At 71.2% G+C, this 19,276-nt stretch carries 22 protein-coding genes; 13 read left to right on the top strand and 9 right to left on the bottom strand.

Annotated features, from left to right (window positions below):
* Positions 1 to 86 precede the first annotated feature (86 nt).
* Together MICNX66_RS01435 and MICNX66_RS01430 are read left to right on the top strand one after the other, a co-directional pair.
* Positions 87 to 758: a response regulator transcription factor gene (locus tag MICNX66_RS01435; protein WP_187663020.1), complete on the top strand. Its 672-nt coding sequence runs from the start codon at positions 87 to 89 to the stop codon at positions 756 to 758.
* A 10-nt stretch (positions 759 to 768) separates the two neighbouring features.
* The gene (locus MICNX66_RS01430; RefSeq protein WP_187663019.1) at positions 769 to 1,842 is read left to right on the top strand and encodes a sensor histidine kinase; all 1,074 of its coding nucleotides are present in this window, start codon (positions 769 to 771) and stop codon (positions 1,840 to 1,842) included.
* Between the two features lie 82 nt (positions 1,843 to 1,924).
* On the opposite strand, the gene MICNX66_RS01425 is transcribed toward MICNX66_RS01430, so the two are convergent.
* Positions 1,925 to 3,442, bottom strand: a complete 1,518-nt coding sequence (locus tag MICNX66_RS01425) for an SDR family NAD(P)-dependent oxidoreductase (RefSeq protein ID WP_187663018.1) — start codon at positions 3,440 to 3,442, stop codon at positions 1,925 to 1,927.
* Between the two features lie 93 nt (positions 3,443 to 3,535).
* Between MICNX66_RS01425 and MICNX66_RS01420 the strand changes: the two genes are divergently transcribed.
* The 7 genes from MICNX66_RS01420 (at position 3,536) to MICNX66_RS01390 (ending at position 7,633) form a co-directional block, all read left to right on the top strand.
* Complete coding sequence (locus tag MICNX66_RS01420) at positions 3,536 to 3,751, top strand: hypothetical protein (protein ID WP_187663017.1); 216 nt, start codon at positions 3,536 to 3,538, stop codon at positions 3,749 to 3,751.
* 94 nt (positions 3,752 to 3,845) lie between these two features.
* Entirely contained in the window at positions 3,846 to 4,916 is a 1,071-nt protein-coding gene (locus tag MICNX66_RS01415; RefSeq protein ID WP_187663016.1) for a M4 family metallopeptidase, read from the top strand.
* Positions 4,891 to 5,202 carry a protealysin inhibitor emfourin gene (locus MICNX66_RS01410; protein WP_187663015.1) on the top strand — a complete coding sequence of 104 codons (312 nt, stop codon included), beginning with the start codon at positions 4,891 to 4,893 and terminating at the stop codon, positions 5,200 to 5,202. Before MICNX66_RS01415 ends, MICNX66_RS01410 begins: the two co-directional genes overlap by 26 nt.
* Before the next feature lie 104 nt (positions 5,203 to 5,306).
* Positions 5,307 to 5,528: a hypothetical protein gene (locus MICNX66_RS01405; RefSeq protein WP_187663014.1), complete on the top strand. Its 222-nt coding sequence runs from the start codon at positions 5,307 to 5,309 to the stop codon at positions 5,526 to 5,528.
* 102 nt (positions 5,529 to 5,630) lie between these two features.
* A complete protein-coding gene (locus MICNX66_RS01400) occupies positions 5,631 to 6,380 on the top strand; it encodes a ribonuclease H family protein (RefSeq protein WP_187663013.1) in 750 nt (249 codons plus the stop codon).
* A 28-nt stretch (positions 6,381 to 6,408) separates the two neighbouring features.
* Positions 6,409 to 6,795: a DoxX family protein gene (locus MICNX66_RS01395; RefSeq protein ID WP_187663012.1), complete on the top strand. Its 387-nt coding sequence runs from the start codon at positions 6,409 to 6,411 to the stop codon at positions 6,793 to 6,795.
* Positions 6,796 to 6,934: 139 nt separating this feature from the next.
* Positions 6,935 to 7,633 (top strand): Pr6Pr family membrane protein, encoded by a 699-nt coding sequence (locus MICNX66_RS01390; protein ID WP_232089159.1) that lies wholly within the window; start codon positions 6,935 to 6,937, stop codon positions 7,631 to 7,633.
* On the opposite strand, the gene MICNX66_RS01385 is transcribed toward MICNX66_RS01390, so the two are convergent.
* The 4 genes from MICNX66_RS01385 to MICNX66_RS01370 all read right to left on the bottom strand — a co-directional run bounded on the left by MICNX66_RS01385 (position 7,624) and on the right by MICNX66_RS01370 (position 11,450).
* Entirely contained in the window at positions 7,624 to 8,976 is a 1,353-nt protein-coding gene (locus tag MICNX66_RS01385; RefSeq protein WP_187663011.1) for a flavin monoamine oxidase family protein, read from the bottom strand. The two genes, MICNX66_RS01390 and MICNX66_RS01385, sit on opposite strands and share 10 nt — an antisense overlap.
* A gap of 95 nt (positions 8,977 to 9,071) precedes the next feature.
* A complete protein-coding gene (locus MICNX66_RS01380) occupies positions 9,072 to 10,049 on the bottom strand; it encodes an SRPBCC family protein (RefSeq protein WP_187663010.1) in 978 nt (325 codons plus the stop codon).
* A gap of 1 nt (position 10,050) precedes the next feature.
* Positions 10,051 to 10,458: an ArsR/SmtB family transcription factor gene (locus MICNX66_RS01375; protein WP_025104055.1), complete on the bottom strand. Its 408-nt coding sequence runs from the start codon at positions 10,456 to 10,458 to the stop codon at positions 10,051 to 10,053.
* A 56-nt stretch (positions 10,459 to 10,514) separates the two neighbouring features.
* Positions 10,515 to 11,450 carry a GrpB family protein gene (locus tag MICNX66_RS01370; RefSeq protein ID WP_187663009.1) on the bottom strand — a complete coding sequence of 312 codons (936 nt, stop codon included), beginning with the start codon at positions 11,448 to 11,450 and terminating at the stop codon, positions 10,515 to 10,517.
* 192 nt (positions 11,451 to 11,642) lie between these two features.
* On the opposite strand from MICNX66_RS01370, the gene MICNX66_RS01365 reads away from it, so the two are divergent.
* Positions 11,643 to 12,395: an SDR family NAD(P)-dependent oxidoreductase gene (locus tag MICNX66_RS01365; RefSeq protein WP_187663008.1), complete on the top strand. Its 753-nt coding sequence runs from the start codon at positions 11,643 to 11,645 to the stop codon at positions 12,393 to 12,395.
* 169 nt (positions 12,396 to 12,564) lie between these two features.
* Here MICNX66_RS01365 and MICNX66_RS01360 read toward each other — a convergent pair whose 3' ends face one another.
* Both MICNX66_RS01360 and MICNX66_RS01355 read right to left on the bottom strand, forming a co-directional pair.
* Positions 12,565 to 12,891 carry a DUF7882 family protein gene (locus tag MICNX66_RS01360; RefSeq protein ID WP_187663007.1) on the bottom strand — a complete coding sequence of 109 codons (327 nt, stop codon included), beginning with the start codon at positions 12,889 to 12,891 and terminating at the stop codon, positions 12,565 to 12,567.
* A 69-nt stretch (positions 12,892 to 12,960) separates the two neighbouring features.
* Positions 12,961 to 13,407, bottom strand: coding sequence for a MarR family winged helix-turn-helix transcriptional regulator (locus MICNX66_RS01355; protein ID WP_187663006.1), 447 nt, complete (start codon positions 13,405 to 13,407; stop codon positions 12,961 to 12,963).
* A 128-nt stretch (positions 13,408 to 13,535) separates the two neighbouring features.
* On the opposite strand from MICNX66_RS01355, the gene MICNX66_RS01350 reads away from it, so the two are divergent.
* Together MICNX66_RS01350 and MICNX66_RS01345 are read left to right on the top strand one after the other, a co-directional pair.
* Positions 13,536 to 13,772, top strand: a complete 237-nt coding sequence (locus MICNX66_RS01350; protein WP_187663005.1) for a hypothetical protein — start codon at positions 13,536 to 13,538, stop codon at positions 13,770 to 13,772.
* Complete coding sequence (locus MICNX66_RS01345) at positions 13,769 to 14,314, top strand: MarR family winged helix-turn-helix transcriptional regulator (RefSeq protein ID WP_232089158.1); 546 nt, start codon at positions 13,769 to 13,771, stop codon at positions 14,312 to 14,314. The genes MICNX66_RS01350 and MICNX66_RS01345 overlap by 4 nt, the downstream gene beginning before the upstream one ends.
* On the opposite strand, the gene MICNX66_RS01340 is transcribed toward MICNX66_RS01345, so the two are convergent.
* Positions 14,311 to 15,534: an MFS transporter gene (locus tag MICNX66_RS01340; RefSeq protein ID WP_232089260.1), complete on the bottom strand. Its 1,224-nt coding sequence runs from the start codon at positions 15,532 to 15,534 to the stop codon at positions 14,311 to 14,313. The genes MICNX66_RS01345 and MICNX66_RS01340 overlap by 4 nt on opposite strands.
* 118 nt (positions 15,535 to 15,652) lie before the next feature.
* Here MICNX66_RS01340 and MICNX66_RS01335 point away from each other — a divergent pair, with 118 nt between their 5' ends.
* Positions 15,653 to 17,236 (top strand): SDR family oxidoreductase, encoded by a 1,584-nt coding sequence (locus MICNX66_RS01335; RefSeq protein ID WP_187663004.1) that lies wholly within the window; start codon positions 15,653 to 15,655, stop codon positions 17,234 to 17,236.
* Between the two features lie 18 nt (positions 17,237 to 17,254).
* Here MICNX66_RS01335 and MICNX66_RS01330 read toward each other — a convergent pair whose 3' ends face one another.
* Positions 17,255 to 19,213, bottom strand: a complete 1,959-nt coding sequence (locus MICNX66_RS01330) for a BCCT family transporter (protein WP_187663003.1) — start codon at positions 19,211 to 19,213, stop codon at positions 17,255 to 17,257.
* Positions 19,214 to 19,276 lie beyond the last annotated feature (63 nt).

Raw genomic sequence — 19,276 nt, 5'->3', positions numbered from 1 at the left:
CTTCCAGTGAAGAGAGGACGCGGTTGCCGGGGCGTATGGCGTTTTCCATACACCGCCGATATGCCGCACTGCGTAGGATCGCTGCCATGCGTGTGCTGATCGTCGAGGACGAGCCCTACCTCGCCGAGGCGGTCCGCGACGGGCTGCGGCTCGAGGCGATCGCGGCCGACATCGCCGGCGACGGCGACACCGCGCTCGAGCTCCTGAGCATCAACGCGTACGACATCGCGATCCTCGACCGCGACGTGCCGGGGCCGTCCGGCGATGACATCGCGCGCTGGATCGTCGCCTCGGGCAGCGGCATCCCGATCCTCATGCTCACGGCCGCCGACCGGCTGGACGACAAGGCCTCCGGGTTCGAGCTCGGCGCCGACGACTACCTCACCAAGCCGTTCGAGCTGCGGGAGCTGGTGCTGCGGCTGCGCGCCCTCGATCGCCGCCGCCAGCGCGCGCGACCGCCGGTGCTGGAGATCGCCGGTCTTCGTCTCGACCCGTTCCGCCGCGAGGTCTACCGCGACGGCCGGTACGTCGCCCTCACCCGCAAGCAGTTCGCCGTGCTGGAGGTGCTCGTCGAGGCCGAGGGCGGGGTGGTCAGCGCCGAGGAGCTGCTGGAACGGGCGTGGGACGAGAACGCCGACCCGTTCACGAACGCCGTCCGCATCACCGTCTCCTCGCTGCGCAAGCGCCTCGGCGAGCCGTGGCTGATCCTCACGGTGCCCGGCGTCGGCTACCGGATCGGGGCCGACCCGGATGCGTAGGCGGCGGGGGATGAGCGTCCGCCTCAAGCTGACGCTGAGCTACGCGGGCATCGTCGTCGTCTCCGGCCTCCTGCTGCTCGGCGCCGTGGCGCTCTACCTCCTGCGGTACGTCCCGGATGTGCAGATCCCCGTCGTCGAGTTCTTCGTCCCCAACCGCTCGGACCTGATCCGGGCGTTCGTGCCCGTCGCCGCGATGGTGATGGTCGCCCTGCTCGCGATCGGTCTCGGCGGCGGGTGGCTGCTCGCCGGCCGGATGCTGGCCCCGCTCGACCGCATCGGCGACGCGGCCCGGCTCGCGGCCCAGGGCTCGCTGTCGCACCGGATCCGCATGGAGGGCCCGAGCGACGAGTTCCGCGACCTCGCCGACGTCTTCGACACCATGCTGGAGCAGCTGGAGGCGCACGTCTCCGAGCAGCAGCGCTTCGCCGCGAACGCCTCGCACGAGCTGCGGACCCCCTTGGCCATCTCGCAGACGCTCCTCGACGTGGCCCGCACCGATCCCGACCGCGACGTCGACGCCCTCATCGACCGGCTCCGCGAGGTGAACACGCGTGCGATCGACCTCACCGAGGCGCTGCTGCTGCTGAGCAGGGCGGATCAGCGCACCTTCCCGCGGACCCTCGTCGACCTGTCGCTCCTGGCCGAGGAGTCCGTCGAGGCCCTCCTCCCGCTCGCCGACCGCCGCGGGGTCGAGGTCGAGGTCTCCGGCGTCCCGGCGACCGTGCTCGGCTCCTCCGCCCTGCTGCCGCAACTCGTCATGAACCTCGTCGCCAACGCGATCGTCCACAACCGGGGCGACGGCGGCGGCTCCGTCGCGGTGCGCACGCACTCCCTCCCGGATGCGGTGGCCCTCGTCGTGGAGAACACCGGTGCGGAGCTCCCCGCCTCCCAGGTCGCCACGCTCGTCGAACCCTTCCAGCGCGGCACCGAGCGCACGCGGGGAGCGGAGCACGCCGGGGTGGGCCTCGGCCTCGCGATCGTCCAGCGCATCACCCAGACACACGGCGGAACCCTCGTGCTGACCCCCCGCACCGGCGGAGGCCTCATCGTGACCGTCTGGTTCCCGCACCCCTATCCCGGCTGACCCGGCTTTCGAATCGCGCGATTCGCCCTGTTTCGGCTCCGGATAGAACCATTCAGGCGATTCGAACGGAGTCGAACGGGCGTCACCAGGGGCTGGGCTCGTAGTCCTTGAGGAAGACGCCGTGGATGTCCTCGCCGGCCTCGCCGCGCACGATCGGGTCGTACACGCGGGCGGCGCCGTCGACCAGGTCGAGCGGGGCGTGGAAGCCCTCCTCCGCGAGCCGGACCTTCGTGTAGTGCGGGCGCTCGTCGGTGATCCAGCCGGTGTCGACGGCGGTCATGAGGATGCCGTCCGTCTCCAGCATCTCCCCCGCGCTCGTACGGGTCAGCATGTTCAGCGCGGCCTTCGCCATGTTCGTGTGCGGGTGGCCTGGACCCTTGTAGCGCCGGGAGAACTGTCCCTCCATCGCGGAGACGTTCACGACGTACTTCCGGCGCGACGGCGACGCGGCCATCGACGCCCGCAGCCGGCTGATGAGCAGGAACGGCGCGGTCGTGTTGGCGAGCTGCACCTCGAGCATCTCCAGCGGATCGACCTGATCCACGGACTGCACCCAGCTGTTGACGCGGTTCACGTCCGGCACGAGTCCGCCCGCGTCGATCGCCGTGCCGTCCGCGTGCTTCTCCAGCGAGGACGAGCCCGGTGCCATCGCGAGCCGTGCGAGGTCTTCCGCGGTGAGCGCCTGTCCCCCCTGCTCTGCGACCGTGCCCCCGAGCGCGGCCACCGACAGCAGCGGGTGCGAATCGACCGAGGCCTGCAGCGCCTGCGGGTGCGGGTCGACGGTGTGCCCGAAGGTCTCCATCTCCGGCAGCGGCCCGTCCGGCAGCGGCTGGAGCTCCGCGTCGGCGAGCAGCGAATAGGCTCCCGGCGAGCGGCGGACCGTCTGGGCGGCGTTGTTGATGAGGATGTCGAGGGGCCCCTGCGCGGCGACCGAGTCGGCGAGCCCGATCACCTGGGCCGGGTCGCGGAGGTCGATGCCGACCACGCGCAGCCGGTGCAGCCAGTCGCCCGCATCCGGCAGGGCCGAGAACCGGCGCACCGCGTCGCGCGGGAACCGGGTGGTGATCGTGGTGTGCGCGCCGTCGCGGAGGAGGCGCAGCGCGATGTGCATGCCGATCTTCGCGCGGCCGCCGGTGAGCAGAGCGCGCTTGCCGGTGAGGTCCGTGCGGGCGGTGCGCTTGCCGTGGCTGAAGCGCGCGCAGTCAGGGCAGAGCTGGTGGTAGAACGCGTCGACGAGCGTGTACGGCTGCTTGCAGATGTAGCAGTTGCGGGGTTTGAGGAGCTCGCCGGCGATGGGCGCGTCCACCACGCTCGTGGCGAGATCGTTGCCGCGCGTCTCGTCGTCGATGCGGTCGGGAGCGCCGGTGGCGGTGCGAGCGACGACGGCCTTGTCCGCCTCGGCGATCGCGTCCCGGATCTCCTTGCGCCGCACGCGCTTGACCGCCTTGAACATCGCCGCGGTCGCGTGGCGCACGGCCACGAAGTCGGGGTGCTCGTTGTCGATCGTGTGCAGCTCGGCGAGGACGCGCAGCGTGGTGGCGAGGTCGTCGGGGTCGATGCCGGGGCCCAGGTCGGGAGTGGCGTCGGGCGCGTCGGTCATTAGGCCGATTTTACGCGACAGTCCTGGGGGTCTCCTGCCGTGTGGGGTGCCGGGCGCCGCGCGGCTACGCTGGGTCCGGACGGAAGGGATGAGATGAGGAAGGCCGGCACGCTGAGGATCGTCGCTTTCGTGTGCCTCGCTCTCGCCGTCATCGGGACGGTCGCATCCTTCTCGGTCGTCCGGGCGGGCGGCGCCGACGGCGCCGTGTACCTCGGCGTGAACATCCTGCTGGCGGTGCTGGGAATCGTGCTGCTCATCGTCGGGGCACGTCGCCGACCCGGCGCCTCCCCTGGCGAATCCGGCGACTAGCACTCGCACGGCCACCGCCGCCATGGCTCCCGCCGTCCTCGAGGAACGGCAGCGGGTCTCCTGCTCTGTCCGATCCCCGGCGTAGGGTCGACGCATGAGCAGCGCAGAATCCTTCCCGCACCCCGGCGTCGTCCCCTCCTACCTGCTCGCGCGCCTGGCCGAGTCGGGTCGCTTCCCCAAGGCCGCGGCCGCCGCCCGGCAGACGCTCACCGCCGGGCGCCCGCCCTTCCGCGCCCGCATCGACCTCTCCATCGACGAGAACGGCGACCTCGTCGCGCAGCTCTCCGATGCGCCGAACCGCACGATCAGCGACGCCGGCAACACGCAGCAGCTCCCGGGGGCCGTGGTCCGCACGGAAGACGACGAGCCGGTCGCCGACACCGCCGTCAACGAGGCGTTCGACGGCCTGGGCGCGACGTTCGAGATGCTGCTCTCCGCGTTCGGCCGCAACTCGCTCGACGACGCCGGCGCTCCCCTCGACGCGACCGTCCATTACGGCGTCGACTACGACAACGCGTTCTGGGACGGCGAGCGCATGGTGTTCGGCGACGGCGACGGCGAGGTGTTCCAGCACTTCACCGGCTCGCTCACCGTGATCGGGCATGAGCTCGCCCACGGCGTCGTGCAGCACACGGCGAACCTGGAGTATCAGGGCCAGCCGGGCGCACTGAACGAGTCCGTCGCCGACGTGTTCGGCGCCCTCACCGAGCAGTACGCGCTGGGGCAGTCCGCCGACCAGGCGAGCTGGCTCATCGGGGCGGAGATCTTCACCGACGCCGTGGAGGGGTCGGCTCTGCGCTCCATGATCGCGCCGGGCACGGCCTACGACGACGATGAACTCGGGAAAGACCCGCAACCCGACCACATGAGCGGGTTCGTGCGCACGACCGAAGACAACGGAGGCGTGCACATCAACTCCGGCATCCCGAACCGCGCCTTCGCCCTCTTCGCCCTCGACCTCGGCGGCAACGCCTGGGAGCGCGCCGGCACGGTCTGGTACCGGGCGCTCACCGGCGGCCTGTCGAGCACCGCGAACTTCACGGACTTCGCCGACGCCACGGTCGCCGCAGCGGCCACGGTCGATCAGGAGACGGTCGCCGCGGCTCGACGTGCCTGGACGACCGTGGGAGTCTATGAGGATGACCGAGGACCCGACGCCGCCTGACGCCCCCGTCGTCATCGCCGTCGTGCGCTCGGGAGGGCTCGCCGGCATCCGTCGCCAGTGGCGCGTGGAGGCCGAGCCGCCGGACGCCGAGGAGTGGATCGGCCTCATCGACAGCTGCCCCTGGGACGACGACGTCGACACGGAGCCGGGGGCCGACCGGTTCGTGTGGAGCATCCGCGCCCGCACCCCGTCCGAGCGCCGGGAGCGGGAGCTGCCCGACTCCGCCGTGGACGGTCCGTGGCGCGCCCTCGTCGATGCCGTGCGGGAGGCCGCTCGCGACGCGTGAGCCCGCGGTCGCAGATTCGCACTCCCGTCGCACGAGCCCGCCGGATCCCTGCGACCTCGGTGGGAAACGGCGACCTCGGGCCGACCGGGGGTCACAATGGACGCATGGGACTCTTCCAGCAGCGACCTGAGGAAGAAGAGAAGCAGTGGGGACTCCCCTCTGAGCCTCTCGAGACCTCGGCCGCAGACACGCTCGACGCCGCGCCGGCGCTCGACCCGCTGACCCTCGGCCTCGACACCCCCTCCTCGGTGAGCTCGATCGTGTTCCCGGTCGCCCCGCCCGCTCCCGAGGCCGAGAGCACCGAGAACGCCGACCCCGAGGACTGACCCCGCACGACGTCGCACTCTCCCACTCCCGTCGCAGGTTCCCGGGGATTCCGTGCGACCTCGGCGCGAAAGTCCGTCCGCGGCCAGCGATACGGTGGACGGATGACCATCACCGCCGCCGCAGACGGCTCCGCCCTGGGCAACCCCGGCCCGAACGGCTGGGCCTGGTACATCGACGACGCGAACTGGGCGGCCGGCGGCTCCCCGCACGGCACGAACAACCAGGGCGAGCTCCGCGCCGTCCTCGAACTGCTCCGGGCGACGGCCGGCACCGACGAGAAGCTGCTGATCGAGTGCGACAGCCGTTACGTGATCGACTCCGTGACGAAGTGGATGCCGGGCTGGAAGCGCCGCGGATGGCGGAAGTCCGACGGCGGGCCCGTGCTGAACCGCGACCTCCTCGAGGGGATCGACGAGGCCCTGCGCGGTCGCGACGTCGAGTTCTCCTGGGTCAAGGGCCACGCCGGGCACCCGCTGAACGAAGCCGCCGACGAGCGCGCGAACGCCGCCGCCAAGGCCTATCAGCAGAAGCAGGAGCCGCGGCGAGGCCCCGGGTTCACCCGCGCGACCGACGCCGGAGCCGCCGTCGCGGCCTCTGCACCGGTCGCCGCGGCCGCTGCACCGTCGCCCACTTCCGCGGCCCCGTCCCGCACCCCGGCGCCCGTCGCGGAGGCGGACTTCGCCCAGCCGCTGTGGGCCGAGACCTCCGACCTCCTCGACGGACTCGACCTCGCCCAGGACGACCCCATCGTGCTCCAGGTCCCGCTGTCCCCCGACGAGCACGCCCGCCTCAGGGACCGCGCCGAAGCGCAGGGCATCACCCTGGAAGAAGCGCTCCGCCGCCTGATCTGACGGAGAGCGCGGGGCGTACACTCGCACCATGTCGACTCCCCGCACCATCGGCCGGATCTTCCTCGGCGCCTCGCTCGTGTTCGCCGGCGTCTCCCACCTCACGTTCGCCCGAGGGGAGTTCCAGGCGCAGGTGCCGGAATCGCTGCCGCTCGATCCGGACACCACGGTGCTCGCGTCCGGCGTCGCCGAGGTCGCACTCGGCTCCGCTCTCCTTCTCGCCCGTCGCCGCCGTCGCTCGGTCGGCACCGTCGCCGCTCTCTTCTTCGCCGCGGTGTTCCCCGGCAACGTGGCCCAGTGGATGCATCATCGCGACGGCTTCGGCCTCGACACCGATATGAAGCGCTTCGTGCGTCTGTTCTTCCAGCCGGCCCTCATCGCGCTGGCTCTGTGGTCCACGCGCGCCCCGCGGCGCTGACCGACCCCGCGAGAACAGGCGTTCCCGCGAGAACCGGCCCCCACACTCACCCGCGCCTGAACCCGCGCGGGGGCCTGATGCGGCGTCACCCCGGGTCCGCTCCGTAGACTCGGCGGATGGCGGAAAGGACGAGGCGACGGTGAACAGGCGCACCGTCTTCGGCCTGCTCCGGCTCACCGCCGCCGCCGTCTGCCTCATCGCGCTGATCCACCGCCTCGCGTGGGGACTCGCGTCGAACACCATCGCGAGCCAGAACTTCTTCGCGTATCTGACCAATCAGTCGAACATCGCCTTCGTCGTCCTCCTGACCATCGCCGGAGTCCTCGCGCTGCGGAGAGCCCGCGATCCGCGGTGGCTCACCGTGGCGCTCGCCCTCGTGCTCACCTGGACGATCACCGCCGGACTCGTGTTCGCGATCCTGGTCTGGCAGGCCGGAGTCCGAGGGATCCGCATCGACGTGCCGTGGTCGGATCAGGTGCTGCACTTCTGGCTGCCCGCGGTGACCGTCGCGGCCTGGGCCCTGGCCCCGGGGCATCGGGCGGTGCCGTGGCGGGTGATCCCGGTGACCCTGGCGTACCCGGTGCTGTGGGGCGTCGCGACACTCATCCGCGGACCGCTGATCGGCTGGTACCCGTACTACTTCCTCGACCCGCGGCAGGTGAGCGGTCCGGTCGAGTTCACGGCCTCCTGCGCGATCGCGCTGGCCGTCTTCGCCGCCGTGGCGACCGCGCTCGTGCTCATCAGCCGCCTGCCGGACCCGTGGGACCGCGCTCGTACGGAGCCGCCGCCCGAGGACAGCGCCCCGGCCGAGGCCGCACGCGAGACGGTTCAGGCGTAGAGCGCCAGCGACCCGAGCGCCGCCTCGACGGCCTCGGCCTCCCCGAGCTCCGCGAAGTCCCGCGCGGCCGCACCGCCCACGATCCCGACGAGCACGTTCTCGCCGGTCGAGGGGCGGAGGTTGATCCACGTGGGGATCGCGATGTCCTCGCCGACCGCGTGCCAGATCGCCTCGTCGCCGTCCCAGAACGGCTCGTCCCACCGCAGCCAGACCGTCTCGATCGCACCCATGCCGAGCGCGGACACGGCGCCGCGGTTGTCGAACGGCAGCGGCGGATCGAACTCGATGGCCTGCTCCTGCAGCACCCCGAGCGGCACCGTCAGCAGCACCCGGTCGAAGGAGAGGGCCTCGCCGGTGCCGAGGCGCACGCTCACGCCGGTGTCGTCCCACGCGAGACGGGTGACCGGGGAGCTCAGCCCGACCTTCACCCCGTCCAAGGTGCTCTCGATGAACGGGGTCAGATCGTCGCCGACGCCCTGCAGCGCTGCGTCCGGGAGCGGCGGGGCGAACCAGCTCGACAGGTCGGCGGCGTCGGCGCCCGTGCGTGCGGCGAGGAGCGCGAGGAGGGCGGCGGTCGCGGGATCCTCCGGGTCGATGCCGGCCGCCACCAGGGCGTCCGCCACCGAGGAGTCCTGCGGGGCGGACTGCGCCGTGGTCACCGCGGCCTCCACCGGCTGCGGATCCACGGGGTCGACGTCGCCCTCGGCGGAGCGCCACCGCGCCCCGTCGAGGTCGACGAGCTCCATGTCCCCCTCATCGATCGCATCGAGAAGCTCCGCGTCGGCGTCGCCGAACAGCCACGCGCCGAGCTGCACCGGAACCGGCCAGTCGTCGCCCGTGCGGGAGAGGATCCGACCGCCGACGCGGTCGCGCGCTTCGAACACCGTCACCTGCAGGCCGTCCTCCGCGAGCTGCGCCGCGGCGGTCGCCCCGGCGATCCCGGCGCCGATCACGGCCACCCGCTCGCCGTCCTCCGCGGCGACGGTGAGCTCCCGAGCAGCACGGCGGCCCGACCGCAGGGCGCCGCGGACGGTACCCGGCGCCTCGTCGTCGGTCGCCTCGCCAGCGAAGAAGAGCCGGTCGTCGACGGGCTGCGCGAGCGCCGTGCGGGTCGCCGCGAGCACCCCCACGGGAGTGAAGCTCGCGGCGCCCCCGGCGAACGGGTCGGTGGTCCAGGTGCTGCGGATACTGCCGCTCGGAGCGGGGACACCGGGCGGCGGCTCCGGTTCGCGCGTGCGAGTGGGGGTCGGCGTCGGTTCCGGCTCCGGCGTGCAGGAGGCGAGAAGCACCGAGACGGCACCGGCACCGGCGCCGAGGAGCAGGGTACGGCGCGTGATCCTCATCGTGCCGCCACTTTATCCCGCTTTCGCACAGGCAGAAGCGCCGGAACAGGCGGCTCTCCACGAGAACCGCCTGTTCCGGCGCGAGTGCCTGGGTGTCAGACGGACAGCAGCTCCCGCTCCAGTCGCGCGAACGAGGCCTCCATGCCGTCGGCCATGCCGGTGGCGAGGATCATGTCCCGCGTCTCCTTGTCGGGGTACTCGATGAGCACCGTGACGAGGGTCGCGCCGTCCTCCTCGTAGAGGTTGAGGTCGTTGAGCGTCTCGGTCGGCATGCCCTGCATCCGCTCGGTGGTGACGGCGCGCTTCGGGGCGTCGATCAGCAGCGCCTCCCCCTCGAATCCGAACGGCTCACCCTCCGTGTCGCCCACGGGCGCCCAGGAGTTCCGGTACGACTGGCCGACCTCGGTCGCCGACACGCACTCGGTCATCTCCCACCCGTCCGGGCCGAGCATCCACTGCCGGATGAGCTCGGGCTCGAAGTGGGCGCGCCACACCAGCTCGCGCGGACCCTCGACGAGGCGGGTGATGCGCACGTGCGTGTCGTCCAGCAGCTCCACCCGCGTGCCCTTGCCCTGCGCGTAGTCGCGGAGGTCCTGCAGCACGGCGTCGAGCTGGGCCATGGCCATCCGGGTGCCCTCCACGGCGCCCATCGCGACGACCTGCTCGAGCGCCTCGGCGGACGTGAAGTGGCTCGTGTTGACCATGCGCGTGCCCTCGGCCGTCGGCTCGAACGTGAACGTCATGCGCATGGAGGGGAGGTTCGCGTCCGGCGTGCCGTCCTCGTCGGCGAACGAGTCGAGCACCGTGAAGCTGCGCGGCGCGTCGATCTCCAGGAACTCCCACGTGCCGGAGGCCTTCTCCCCGCGGGGACCGTTCATCGTGTAGACGGCTCGGCCTCCGACGGTGTGGTCCCACTGGGTGAAGGTGGCCGGCCAGCCGGGAGGACCCCAGAACCGCTCGAGCTGCTGCGGGTCGGTGTAGGCGGCCCAGACGCGCTCGACGGGCGCGGCGAGGTCGGCGACGACGGTCATGGTGAGGTTCTCGGCATCCGTGATGATGTCCGTGACAGGCATGTCAGTCTCCTTGCGATTCGTTGCGTTGACTGCTGGTGGGGTCGGTGGAGGCCGGTCGCTTCCCCGCGGGCGGGGACGGCTCGGCCAGGAGATCGTCGAGCCGGGCGATGCGCGACCGCCACAGCTCTTCGTATCGGGCGAGGAGCGCCCTGGCGCGGGCGATCATCTCGGGGTTCGCGCGGACGAGCCGCTCGCGTCCCTCGGCGCGCTTGACGATGAGGTTCGCCGCCTCGAGCACGGCCACATGCTTCTGGACCGCGGCGAACGACATCTCGTACTCGGAGGCGAGGGTCGAGACGGACTGCTCCCGCTCGATCGTCCGGCGCAGGATGTCCCGCCGGGTCGACGTCGCCAGTGCGTGGAACACACGGTCGACCTCCGCTTCGCTCAACTCCGTTTGTGCAACCATTTGGTTGTACGTTAGACCCGCGTCGGGAGCGTGTCAAGAGTGCTCCTCCGCGGCACTCACGCCCCACGGCCGCCCGGCACCCACCCGGTCACCCGCGCCCAGGCCTCCATCTCCCCCTGCGCCCGGTCGAACCAGTGGTCCTTCGCCCGCGCGTAGTCGTCGAAGTCACGGTCGCCCCGGTGCGCGGAGGCCAGCGCGGTCTTGAGCGCCGCATACTCGTCGCGCGCCTCCGGGTCCGCCCGCAGCCAGTCTCGGAACAGGAGGGCGTATCGCCAGTTCGACGCCCCGACGCGTCGCACATGCACGATCGCCCGGGCCCTGGCGTCCACGCTCGCGAACAGGCGTCTCGACCACTCGTCCGGATCGCCGCCCGTCCGCGCGTTGTCCCGGGAGACGCCCGGCGCGCCCGGCACGATGCGCTGCACGTTCACGAAGCCGGCGTCCCCGAGACGCTGCTCCGCGGCATCCGCGTCCGCGAGGTCGCGCACCCCCACCTGGAGGTCGATGATCGGCTTGGCGCGCAGCCCGGGCACGGCCGTCGAGCCGATGTGATCGACGCGCACCGGGACACCGTCGAATGCCGCGGCGATCCGAGCGCCGAGGCGGGCCGCATCCACCGCCCAGCGCGGCGACCAGGACTCGAGGATCGGCGGCGTGTCCGGAGGGAGTCGCCGAGCCCTCCGGCGCTCCTCGACCTCCGCCGCTCGGGCGAGGAAGCGGGACAGGCCGTCCTCGTCGCCCTCCGCGATAACCGCGTCGCACCACGCGCCGGCGGAGACTTCGCCGATGCCGAGCACGAGATGCGCCGTCGCGGAGGCGTGCGCCACGGTGGCCGCATCGACGGGCCCGAGACCCGTCACGACCGCATCCGGCCGCGCCGCACGCAGACGGCGCACGACCACGCCGTCATCCTCCCCGACGACGACCAGGGCGAGGGGCGAGAACGCGTCCGCCCCCGGAGAGCCTTCGGACTCATCTGCGAGCGGATCCACTGGTCGCCTCCTCCGGATTCGTCCCGCCGGAGTCGGCACTCCCGCGGCAGACGGTCCCCACAGCGTAGCCAGGCGGCCGAGCATTTCCATTCACATGAATCCACACCGGCATTCCGGGCGTAGGCTGGAGGGAAGGACGGACCGTCCGAGAAGATCTCCCGGCACCGCGCCCGCCCGGGAAGGAGCCCGAAAGTGGCTCAGTACGACGTCTCGAACCGCTCGGCGATCGTGACAGGAGCGGGCAGCGGCATCGGCCGCTCGGTCGCCCTGCTGCTGGCGCAGAACGGCGCGGCGGTGGTCGTGAACGATCTGAACGCGGAGAACGCGAACGCGGTCGTCGAGGAGATCCGCGCCGCCGGAGGCACCGCGGAGGCGTCGGTCGGCGACGCGACGGACCCGGCCTGGATCGCCTCGTCGGTCGAGCTCGCCAACTCGCTCGCCCCGCTCCGCATCGGCGTCAACAACGCCGGCATCGGCGGCGCCACCGCGCCCACCGCGGACTATGAGGAAGACGCGTGGGACAAGGTGATCGCCATCAACCTCAACGCGGTGTTCCGCAACATGAAGGCGCAGATCCCGTCGATCCTCGCCAACGGCGGCGGCTCGGTCGTGAACATCGCCTCGATCCTCGGCAGCGTCGGCTTCGCAGGCTCCCCCGCCTACGTCACCGCCAAGCACGGCGTCGTCGGAATGACGAAGACCGCCGCTCTGGAGTACTCGGCGCAGGGCGTCCGCGTGAACTCGGTCGGCCCCGGCTTCATCGACACCCCGCTCCTGGCGAACATGGGCGACGAGGCGAAGGACTTCCTCGTGTCGAAGCACCCGATCGGTCGCCTCGGCCAGGCGGACGAGGTGGCGAACCTCGTGGTGTTCCTCGCGAGCGACGCGGCCAGCTTCATCACCGGCAGCTACCACCTGGTCGACGGCGGCTACACCGCCCTCTGACGAAGAAACGGCATCCGGCTGCCGGGAACCCGAATCCCGGCGGCCGGATGCCGCGGTCGGCGATCCAGAGCCCCCGCTCCGTTCTCGCCGTAGCCGTCACCGTCCGGGAATCCGAGAGCCCTTGAAGAGGATCCCGAGGCGATGAGGCAGGTTGTGCACCCCTCCGTTATCAGGCGGACATCGCGTGCAGTTCGCGCGACATCGCATCGAGCGAGAGCTCGGGGTCGGTGAGGTCGAGTCCGCCGGTCGAGCCCGCGGCCTGCATGAGGCGGGCCAACAGCGGCCGCTGGAGCGTGACCGACGTCTCGACGACGAAGCGGATCGGAATGGACGCGTGGATCCACAGCGTCTCGGTGCGGTCGGCGCCGGTCTGCACCGTGAGCGCGAACGGCTCGTTGCGCCGCAGCTTGGTCACGGTGGCGGCGCGAAGGTGGGCGAGCAGCTCGTCGTCGATCTCGATCGGGTCGGCGAGGTTCGCGTAGGTGAGGGTTCCCATGTTCTTCTCCTCGTGGCAGAAAACCTGGACGAGGATAGTTTACTAGTTTAACTAGTTAAATCAAATCCATCAGGGAAGGTCGCCGAGCTCGTCGGTGAGTCGACGCAGGAAGCGGGAGATCACCGCGGCCTCCTCCGGGGAGAACTCCTCCTCCAGGGCGGCGACCCGCTGGGTGAGCTCATCCCCGTGACCGTGCAGATCACGGAGCGAAGGACGGAGAACTTTGGACCGGGCATCCAGGGGGTGCGGGGCGACGACGATCTGCCCCCGCTCGGACATCCGTCGCACGACACTCGTGACGGCGGCGGTGCTGATGCCGAGGTACGTGGCGAGATCGCGGGGAGTGACCGGCTTCTCGACGGGCGCCGTGCTGATGAAGTGCATCGCCGCGCGGTCGGTATCGTTGGGCTCGCGGCGGGCGGCGAGACGGCGGTTCAACTGCGCGTCGGCGCGACGGAAATCGTCGACATCGCGCGCGAGCGCCGAGGTCGTGACGTCGGTACTGATGTTCCCCATGCAGAGATCCTCCTTCCCCGCTTCCCATGGTACCTCGACTGACTGACAGTAAGGCTGACTAGCGATATTCGGGGGCGACCAGGACTTCCGGAGATGCGAAGATGGAAGTCTGCCCCCGAAAGGATGCCATGCCGGAGCGACTGAGTCTCGAGGAGGCGTCGTACATCCGCTACGCCGATCTGCTCGCCCGTCTGGAGGAACTCTTCCCCTCCGTCTCGCGACGCCGGATCGAGCAGATCATCAGCGCCGAGACCGACGCGATCACGGGCGGGCTCCTGCGCATCGTCCCCGCAGAGGTCGAGACCGGCGCGATGGAGATGCTCGAGCGGGAGGCCGGTTCCAGCGACGAAGGAGAGGTCGCGTGACCGACAGCACCGGCGAGTTCCACGCCTCCGGGTACTGGTACCCCGACAGCGAGCGCGCCACCACGGTCGATGTGCTCAACATGCTGCGGCGCTACCGCAGCGCCGAGACGGCGATGCGCGCCCGCACGCGCGCGTCCATGGGGATGAACGAGACCGACCTCGTCGCCCTCCGGTTCCTGCTGCGCGAGCAGAAGGCGGGACGCATCGTGCGCCCGATCGACCTGGCCCGCACGCTGGACATCTCCACGGCGTCGACGACCACACTCATCGACCGGCTGGAGAAGGGCGGGCACGCGCGCCGCGAACCCCACCCCACCGACCGTCGCGCCGGCATCGTCGTGCCGACCGTGAGCAGCGACGACGAGGTGCGGGCGACGCTCGGGGCGATGCACCGCCGGATGCTCTCCCTCGTGGACGACCTCTCCGACGACGAGCGCGTGGTCGTGATGCGGTTCCTCGTCGGGATGACCGCCGCGATCCAGGAGGCCGCCGAGGCGGACGCCGTGCACAGCGGCGCCGACCTCGTGGACGAGCCGGCCTAGTCCGACGCGTTCCGCGGGCGCCGCTTGTCCAGGAAGCCTGCGAGCAGCACCGCCACGAGCGCCGCGACCGGCGCCACCACGAGCCCTGCGCGAAGGCTCTGCGTCTCCGCCAGCCATCCGACGAACGGCGGCGACAGCAGGAAGCCGAGCCGGAGCAGCCAGGACACCACGGTGAGCCCGACACCGGGCCGCAGCCCCGGGAGCTCATCGGCGGCATGCATCGCGGCGGGGATGAGGGTGGCGATGCCGAAGCCGACAGCCGCGAACCCGAGGATCGTGCCGGGCACGCTCGGGAACAGCAGAGCGAGGGTCATCCCGAGGGCGGCGATGAGGCCGCCGACCCGCGCCACCCAGCGCTGTCCGAAGCGGTCGGTCATCGGATCGCCGAGCAGACGCCCGACGAACTGCGCGCCGACGAGGGCGATGAACCCGAGCGGCGCGACCGCGGCTGCCGCCCCCAGGGAGTCGCCGAGGTAGAGCGTGGCCCACGAGTTGCCGGCGTCTTCGGCGATGGCGCCGGCCATCGCGATGAGGGTCAGGGCGATCACGGCCACCACCGTCCGCGCCGGGATGCCGCGACGGACAGCGCCGGAGATCTCCACCGGTTCCGCCACGGCGTCCTCCTCCGTCTCGTCGTCGCGGCCCGGAAGGCAGAAGCGGAGGGCGACGAGGGCGACCGTGGCGAACACCGCGGTCGAGATCCCCAGGTGGACGGCGAGCGGGAGCTGCAGCGCGATCGCGCCCGCCGCCATCACTCCGCCGAGCACCGCGCCGATGGACCAGATGGCGTGGAAGGAGTTGATGATGGAGCGCCCGTACCGCCGTTGCACGCGCAGGCCGTGGGCGTTCTGCGCGACATCGGTGATGGCGTCGGAGGCACCGCCGACGAAGAGCGCGATCGCGAAGAGGACGCCGGTCGGGGACAGCGCCGCCGACAGCAGACCGAGGCTCGTGAGGACGGTGCCGATGACCGCGATGCGCGCCGACCCGAAGCGACGGATCAGCGTGGCCGCCAGGAGTCCGGCCGCGATCGCGCCGGCGGGGAAGGCGGCGAGAGCGAGACCGTAGCCGAGGTTGTCGAGGCCGAGGGCGGCCTTGATCTCGGGGTACCGCGGCAGGATGTTCGCGAACAGGGCGCCGTTCGTGAGGAACAGCGCCGAGACGGCGATGCGCGCCCGACGGGTGGCGACGTCCGCGGGTGCTCGTCGAATCGATTCGATTGAAGTCACGGATACGACCGTACCGTGTCTCCGGGGTGCTCGCGAGCGTGTCGTCACGGCGCGATGCTGGGGGCGCAAGCCCGTTCCGCGTGTCGGCCCCGGGATCTACGCTCGGAGCATGAGCGAGCTCACCCAGCCCACCGGTCGCGAGGACGCCCTGCGGGCGATCCCGCGCGGCGACGGCTCCGCGCCGCGCGCGCTCGTGCTCGGCGCCACCGGCTACATCGGCGGCCGCCTGACACCGCGCCTGCTGAACGCCGGCTACCGGGTCCGGGTCCTCGCGCGCGATGCCGCTCGTGCCGCCTCCTTCGGCTGGGGCGAGGAGTGCGAGATCTTCGAGGGGTCCGCCGACGACGAGCACGCCGTGGCCTCCGCGATGGACGACGTCGATGTCGTGTACTACCTCATCCACTCCATGTCGGCCGGCAAGGGCTTCGAGGAGAGCGACGAGCGCGCGGCGACCACCGTCGCCACGGCGGCTGCCCGAGCCGGAGTCCGGCGGATCGTCTACCTCGGCGGCCTGCACCCGGACGACGTGAAGCTCTCCCCGCACCTGCGCTCCCGGGTCCACGTCGGGGAGATCTTCCTGGAGTCCGGGGTGCCCACCCTCGTCCTGCAGGCGGGCGTGGTGATCGGCTCCGGCTCGGCGTCCTTCGAGATGATCCGGCACCTCACCGACGTGCTGCCGTACATGCCGGCGCCGAAGTGGGTGCGCAACCGGATCCAGCCGATCGCCGTCCGCGACGTGCTGCACTATCTACTCGGCGCGGCGCGGGTCGACGCGGGTGTCAATCGCGCCGTCGACATCGGCGGACCGGATGTGCTGCGCTACGGGCAGATGATGAACGGGTACGCGGTGGAGGCCGGACTGCGGCAGCGCGCCATCGCGGCCCTTCCGGTGCTGACGCCGGAGCTCGCGTCGCACTGGGTGAACCTCGTCACGCCGGTGCCGCGCTCCATCGCCCGGCCCCTGGTGGCCTCGCTGCAGAACGAGTGCATCATGAAGGATCACGCCGTCGACGCACTCATCCCGCGGCCCGACGGCGGCCTCACGCCGTACCGCCGCTCCGTGGCGCTGGCCCTCGGACGGGTGGACGCGGACGCCGTGGAGACGAGCTGGCAGGATGCCGAGGTGTCCGGAGCGCCGAGCGACCCGCTGCCGAGCGACCCCGACTGGGCGGGACGGACCGTGTTCACGGACAAACGCTCCGTGGCGACCCGCGCGTCCGTCGCCGAGCTGTGGCGCGTCATCCTCGGGATCGGCGGGGAGAACGGGTGGTACTCGTCGCCACTGCTCTGGGCGGTGCGGGGGCTCATGGACCGCGTGATCGGCGGCGTGGGCCTCAGCCGGGGACGCCGCAGCCGCACCGCCGCCCGGGTCGGGGATGCGATCGACTTCTGGCGCGTGGAGGCGGTGGAGCAGACCGAGGAAGGCCACCTGCTGCGGCTCCGCGCGGAGATGAAGGTGCCGGGCGAGGCCTGGCTCGAACTGCGCGCGGTGCCCGACGGCGAGGGCGCCCGCTACGAACAGCGCGCCGTGTTCTTCCCCCGCGGCCTCCTCGGCCGGCTGTACTGGCTCGCCGTGCTGCCCTTCCACGGACTGATCTTCTCCGGCATGGCCGCACGGATCACCGCGGCCGCCGAGTCAGGCGATCACGCCGGTTCAGGCGCCTTCCGTGCGGAAGTGCCTGACCCGGCGTGAGCGCCTGAGCTCCCGCGCTCAGTCCTTGTCGGCGGGGGCGTCCATCGCGGCCTCGACGGCGGCGTCCACCTCGGCCGGCGGGATGATGTCGATCGCCTCGGTCGCGGCCTCGTACACCTCGGCGAGCGTGTCGTCGACGGTATCCTCGTCGATCCAGGCGAGGTCGTCCTCCGAGTGGTCGTACTCGACGGGCACGAGGGCGAAGTCGTCGCCGTACTCCTCGAGCCCGGCCATGACGCTGTGCCGGACGGCGGCGCGAGCATACCGGTCGCGCAGGATCAGCGGATCGCGCCGCAGATCCTTCATGAACGCGATCATCATGAAGGCCATGATGATCGCGAACGGCAGAGCCGCGATGATCGTCGCGTTCTGCAGCGACTGCAGTCCGCTGCCCTCGGCCCCGCTGACCAGCAGCACGGCGGCGATCACCCCCACGAGCACACCCCAGACGACGGCGACCCAGCGCGACGGCTCCGGGCGGCCCTGCTGCGACAGCGTGCCCATGACGAGCGAGGCGGAGTCGGCGCCGGTGATGAAGAAGATCGCGATGAGGATGATCAGCACGATGCTGGTGATGAGCGGGAACGGCAGGTTCTCCAGCACCCCGAACAGCACCTCTTCCGGCGGGTCGACCACGAGGCCCGCGCCGTCCATCTGCTGCTGGATGGCCGTGGTGCCGAAGATCGCGAACCACACGAGCGAGATCGCGGAGGGCACGACGATGACGACGGACACGAACTGGCGCAGCGTGCGGCCGCGCGAGATCTTCGCGATGAACATGCCGACGAACGGCGACCAGGAGATCCACCACGCCCAGTAGAAGATCGTCCAGCTCGACAGGAAGGCCTGCGCGGCCTCACCCTGCGAGGCGGAGCGACCGATCATGGTGGGCAGATCGCCGAGGAACTGCACGGCGACCGACGGGATGACGTTGAGGATCAGCAGCGTCGGGCCGACGAAGAACACGAAGAACGCCAGCAGGATGGCGACCACGGCGTTGATGTTCGACAGCGCGCGGATGCCCTTGGAGACGCCCGACACGGCGGAGGCGATGAAGCACGCCGTGAGCACGGCGATGACCGCGATGAGGATGCCGTTGCCGAGGGGTCCGGCTCCGCTGATGATCTCGACGCCGTGGCCGATCTGCAGCGCCCCGAGGCCGAGCGAGGCGGCCGTGCCGAACAGCGTCACGATGATGGAGAAGATGTCGATCGTGCGGCCGACCGGACCCGTCGTGCGGTTCTCGCCCAGCAGCGGGGCGAAGATCGACGAGATCAGCGGCGTACGACCGCGGCGGTAGGCGCCGTAGGCGATGGCTCCACCGACGAGCGCGTAGAACGCCCAGGCCTGCGGGCCCCAGTGGTACAGCACCTGGGTCTGCGCGGTGTGCATGGCCTCGAGGGTGTTCGCCTCGACGGTGCCGGGCGGCGGGTTCTCGAAGAACGTCAGCGGCTCGGCGGCGCCCCAGAAGACCAGGCCGATGCCCATGCCCGCCGCGAAGAGCATCGAGATCCACGAGAACATCGAGAACTCGGGCTCCTCGTCGTCGCGGCCGAGGGGGATGCGCCCGTACTTGCTGAACCCGACGAACAGCATGAAGACGAGGATGATCGTGGCGATGGTCGTGAAGAAGAAGCCGAAGTACTCGACCACCCAGGCCAGCACCGTGCTGGTCGTGCCGGCGAGGTTGTCCCCCGCGAACACACCCCAGGCGATGAAGGCGAGGGCGAACGCGGCGGCGACGCCGAAGACCAGCGGGTCCGTGCGGTAGGTGCGCCCCGTCTCCTCGACCGAGACCCCGGGGACGAGCGCCGGGTGCACGCTGCGCGGCGGGACCGTCGTGATGTCGCGGACGATCTTGCGCGCGGTCTCGGAGGCCTTCGCGGCCTGGCGGTGCGTCCCGGTCACGACGGCGTCGGTGCGCGGACGGGTCGATCCTGCGGAGCGTTCGGCGGGCTTCTCGTCAGGCATGTCCATGAGAGACCATCTTTCCACCTGCGCGGGCTCAGGCGAACGCGGGACAGCAGGCGTTCTCTCGCG

This window comes from Microbacterium sp. Nx66, assembly GCF_904066215.1.
In the GTDB taxonomy this organism is placed as follows: Bacteria; Actinomycetota; Actinomycetes; order Actinomycetales; family Microbacteriaceae; genus Microbacterium; species Microbacterium meiriae.
The sequence above is the reverse complement of the archived record's forward strand: the minus strand, read 5'-3'. Positions and strand labels throughout refer to the sequence as shown.

Excerpts from the sequence above, each read along its gene's own strand:
- MICNX66_RS01435 (WP_187663020.1), top strand. The coding sequence starts at position 87 with ATGCGTGTGCTGATCGTCGAGGACGAGCCCTACCTCGCCGAGGCGGTC.
- MICNX66_RS01430 (WP_187663019.1), top strand. The coding sequence starts at position 769 with ATGAGCGTCCGCCTCAAGCTGACGCTGAGCTACGCGGGCATCGTCGTC.
- MICNX66_RS01425 (WP_187663018.1), bottom strand. The coding sequence starts at position 3,442 with ATGACCGACGCGCCCGACGCCACTCCCGACCTGGGCCCCGGCATCGAC.
- MICNX66_RS01420 (WP_187663017.1), top strand. The coding sequence starts at position 3,536 with ATGAGGAAGGCCGGCACGCTGAGGATCGTCGCTTTCGTGTGCCTCGCT.
- MICNX66_RS01415 (WP_187663016.1), top strand. The coding sequence starts at position 3,846 with ATGAGCAGCGCAGAATCCTTCCCGCACCCCGGCGTCGTCCCCTCCTAC.
- MICNX66_RS01410 (WP_187663015.1), top strand. The coding sequence starts at position 4,891 with ATGACCGAGGACCCGACGCCGCCTGACGCCCCCGTCGTCATCGCCGTC.
- MICNX66_RS01405 (WP_187663014.1), top strand. The coding sequence starts at position 5,307 with ATGGGACTCTTCCAGCAGCGACCTGAGGAAGAAGAGAAGCAGTGGGGA.
- MICNX66_RS01400 (WP_187663013.1), top strand. The coding sequence starts at position 5,631 with ATGACCATCACCGCCGCCGCAGACGGCTCCGCCCTGGGCAACCCCGGC.
- MICNX66_RS01395 (WP_187663012.1), top strand. The coding sequence starts at position 6,409 with ATGTCGACTCCCCGCACCATCGGCCGGATCTTCCTCGGCGCCTCGCTC.
- MICNX66_RS01385 (WP_187663011.1), bottom strand. The coding sequence starts at position 8,976 with ATGAGGATCACGCGCCGTACCCTGCTCCTCGGCGCCGGTGCCGGTGCC.
- MICNX66_RS01380 (WP_187663010.1), bottom strand. The coding sequence starts at position 10,049 with ATGCCTGTCACGGACATCATCACGGATGCCGAGAACCTCACCATGACC.
- MICNX66_RS01375 (WP_025104055.1), bottom strand. The coding sequence starts at position 10,458 with ATGGTTGCACAAACGGAGTTGAGCGAAGCGGAGGTCGACCGTGTGTTC.
- MICNX66_RS01360 (WP_187663007.1), bottom strand. The coding sequence starts at position 12,891 with ATGGGAACCCTCACCTACGCGAACCTCGCCGACCCGATCGAGATCGAC.
- MICNX66_RS01355 (WP_187663006.1), bottom strand. The coding sequence starts at position 13,407 with ATGGGGAACATCAGTACCGACGTCACGACCTCGGCGCTCGCGCGCGAT.
- MICNX66_RS01350 (WP_187663005.1), top strand. The coding sequence starts at position 13,536 with ATGCCGGAGCGACTGAGTCTCGAGGAGGCGTCGTACATCCGCTACGCC.
- MICNX66_RS01335 (WP_187663004.1), top strand. The coding sequence starts at position 15,653 with ATGAGCGAGCTCACCCAGCCCACCGGTCGCGAGGACGCCCTGCGGGCG.
- MICNX66_RS01330 (WP_187663003.1), bottom strand. The coding sequence starts at position 19,213 with ATGGACATGCCTGACGAGAAGCCCGCCGAACGCTCCGCAGGATCGACC.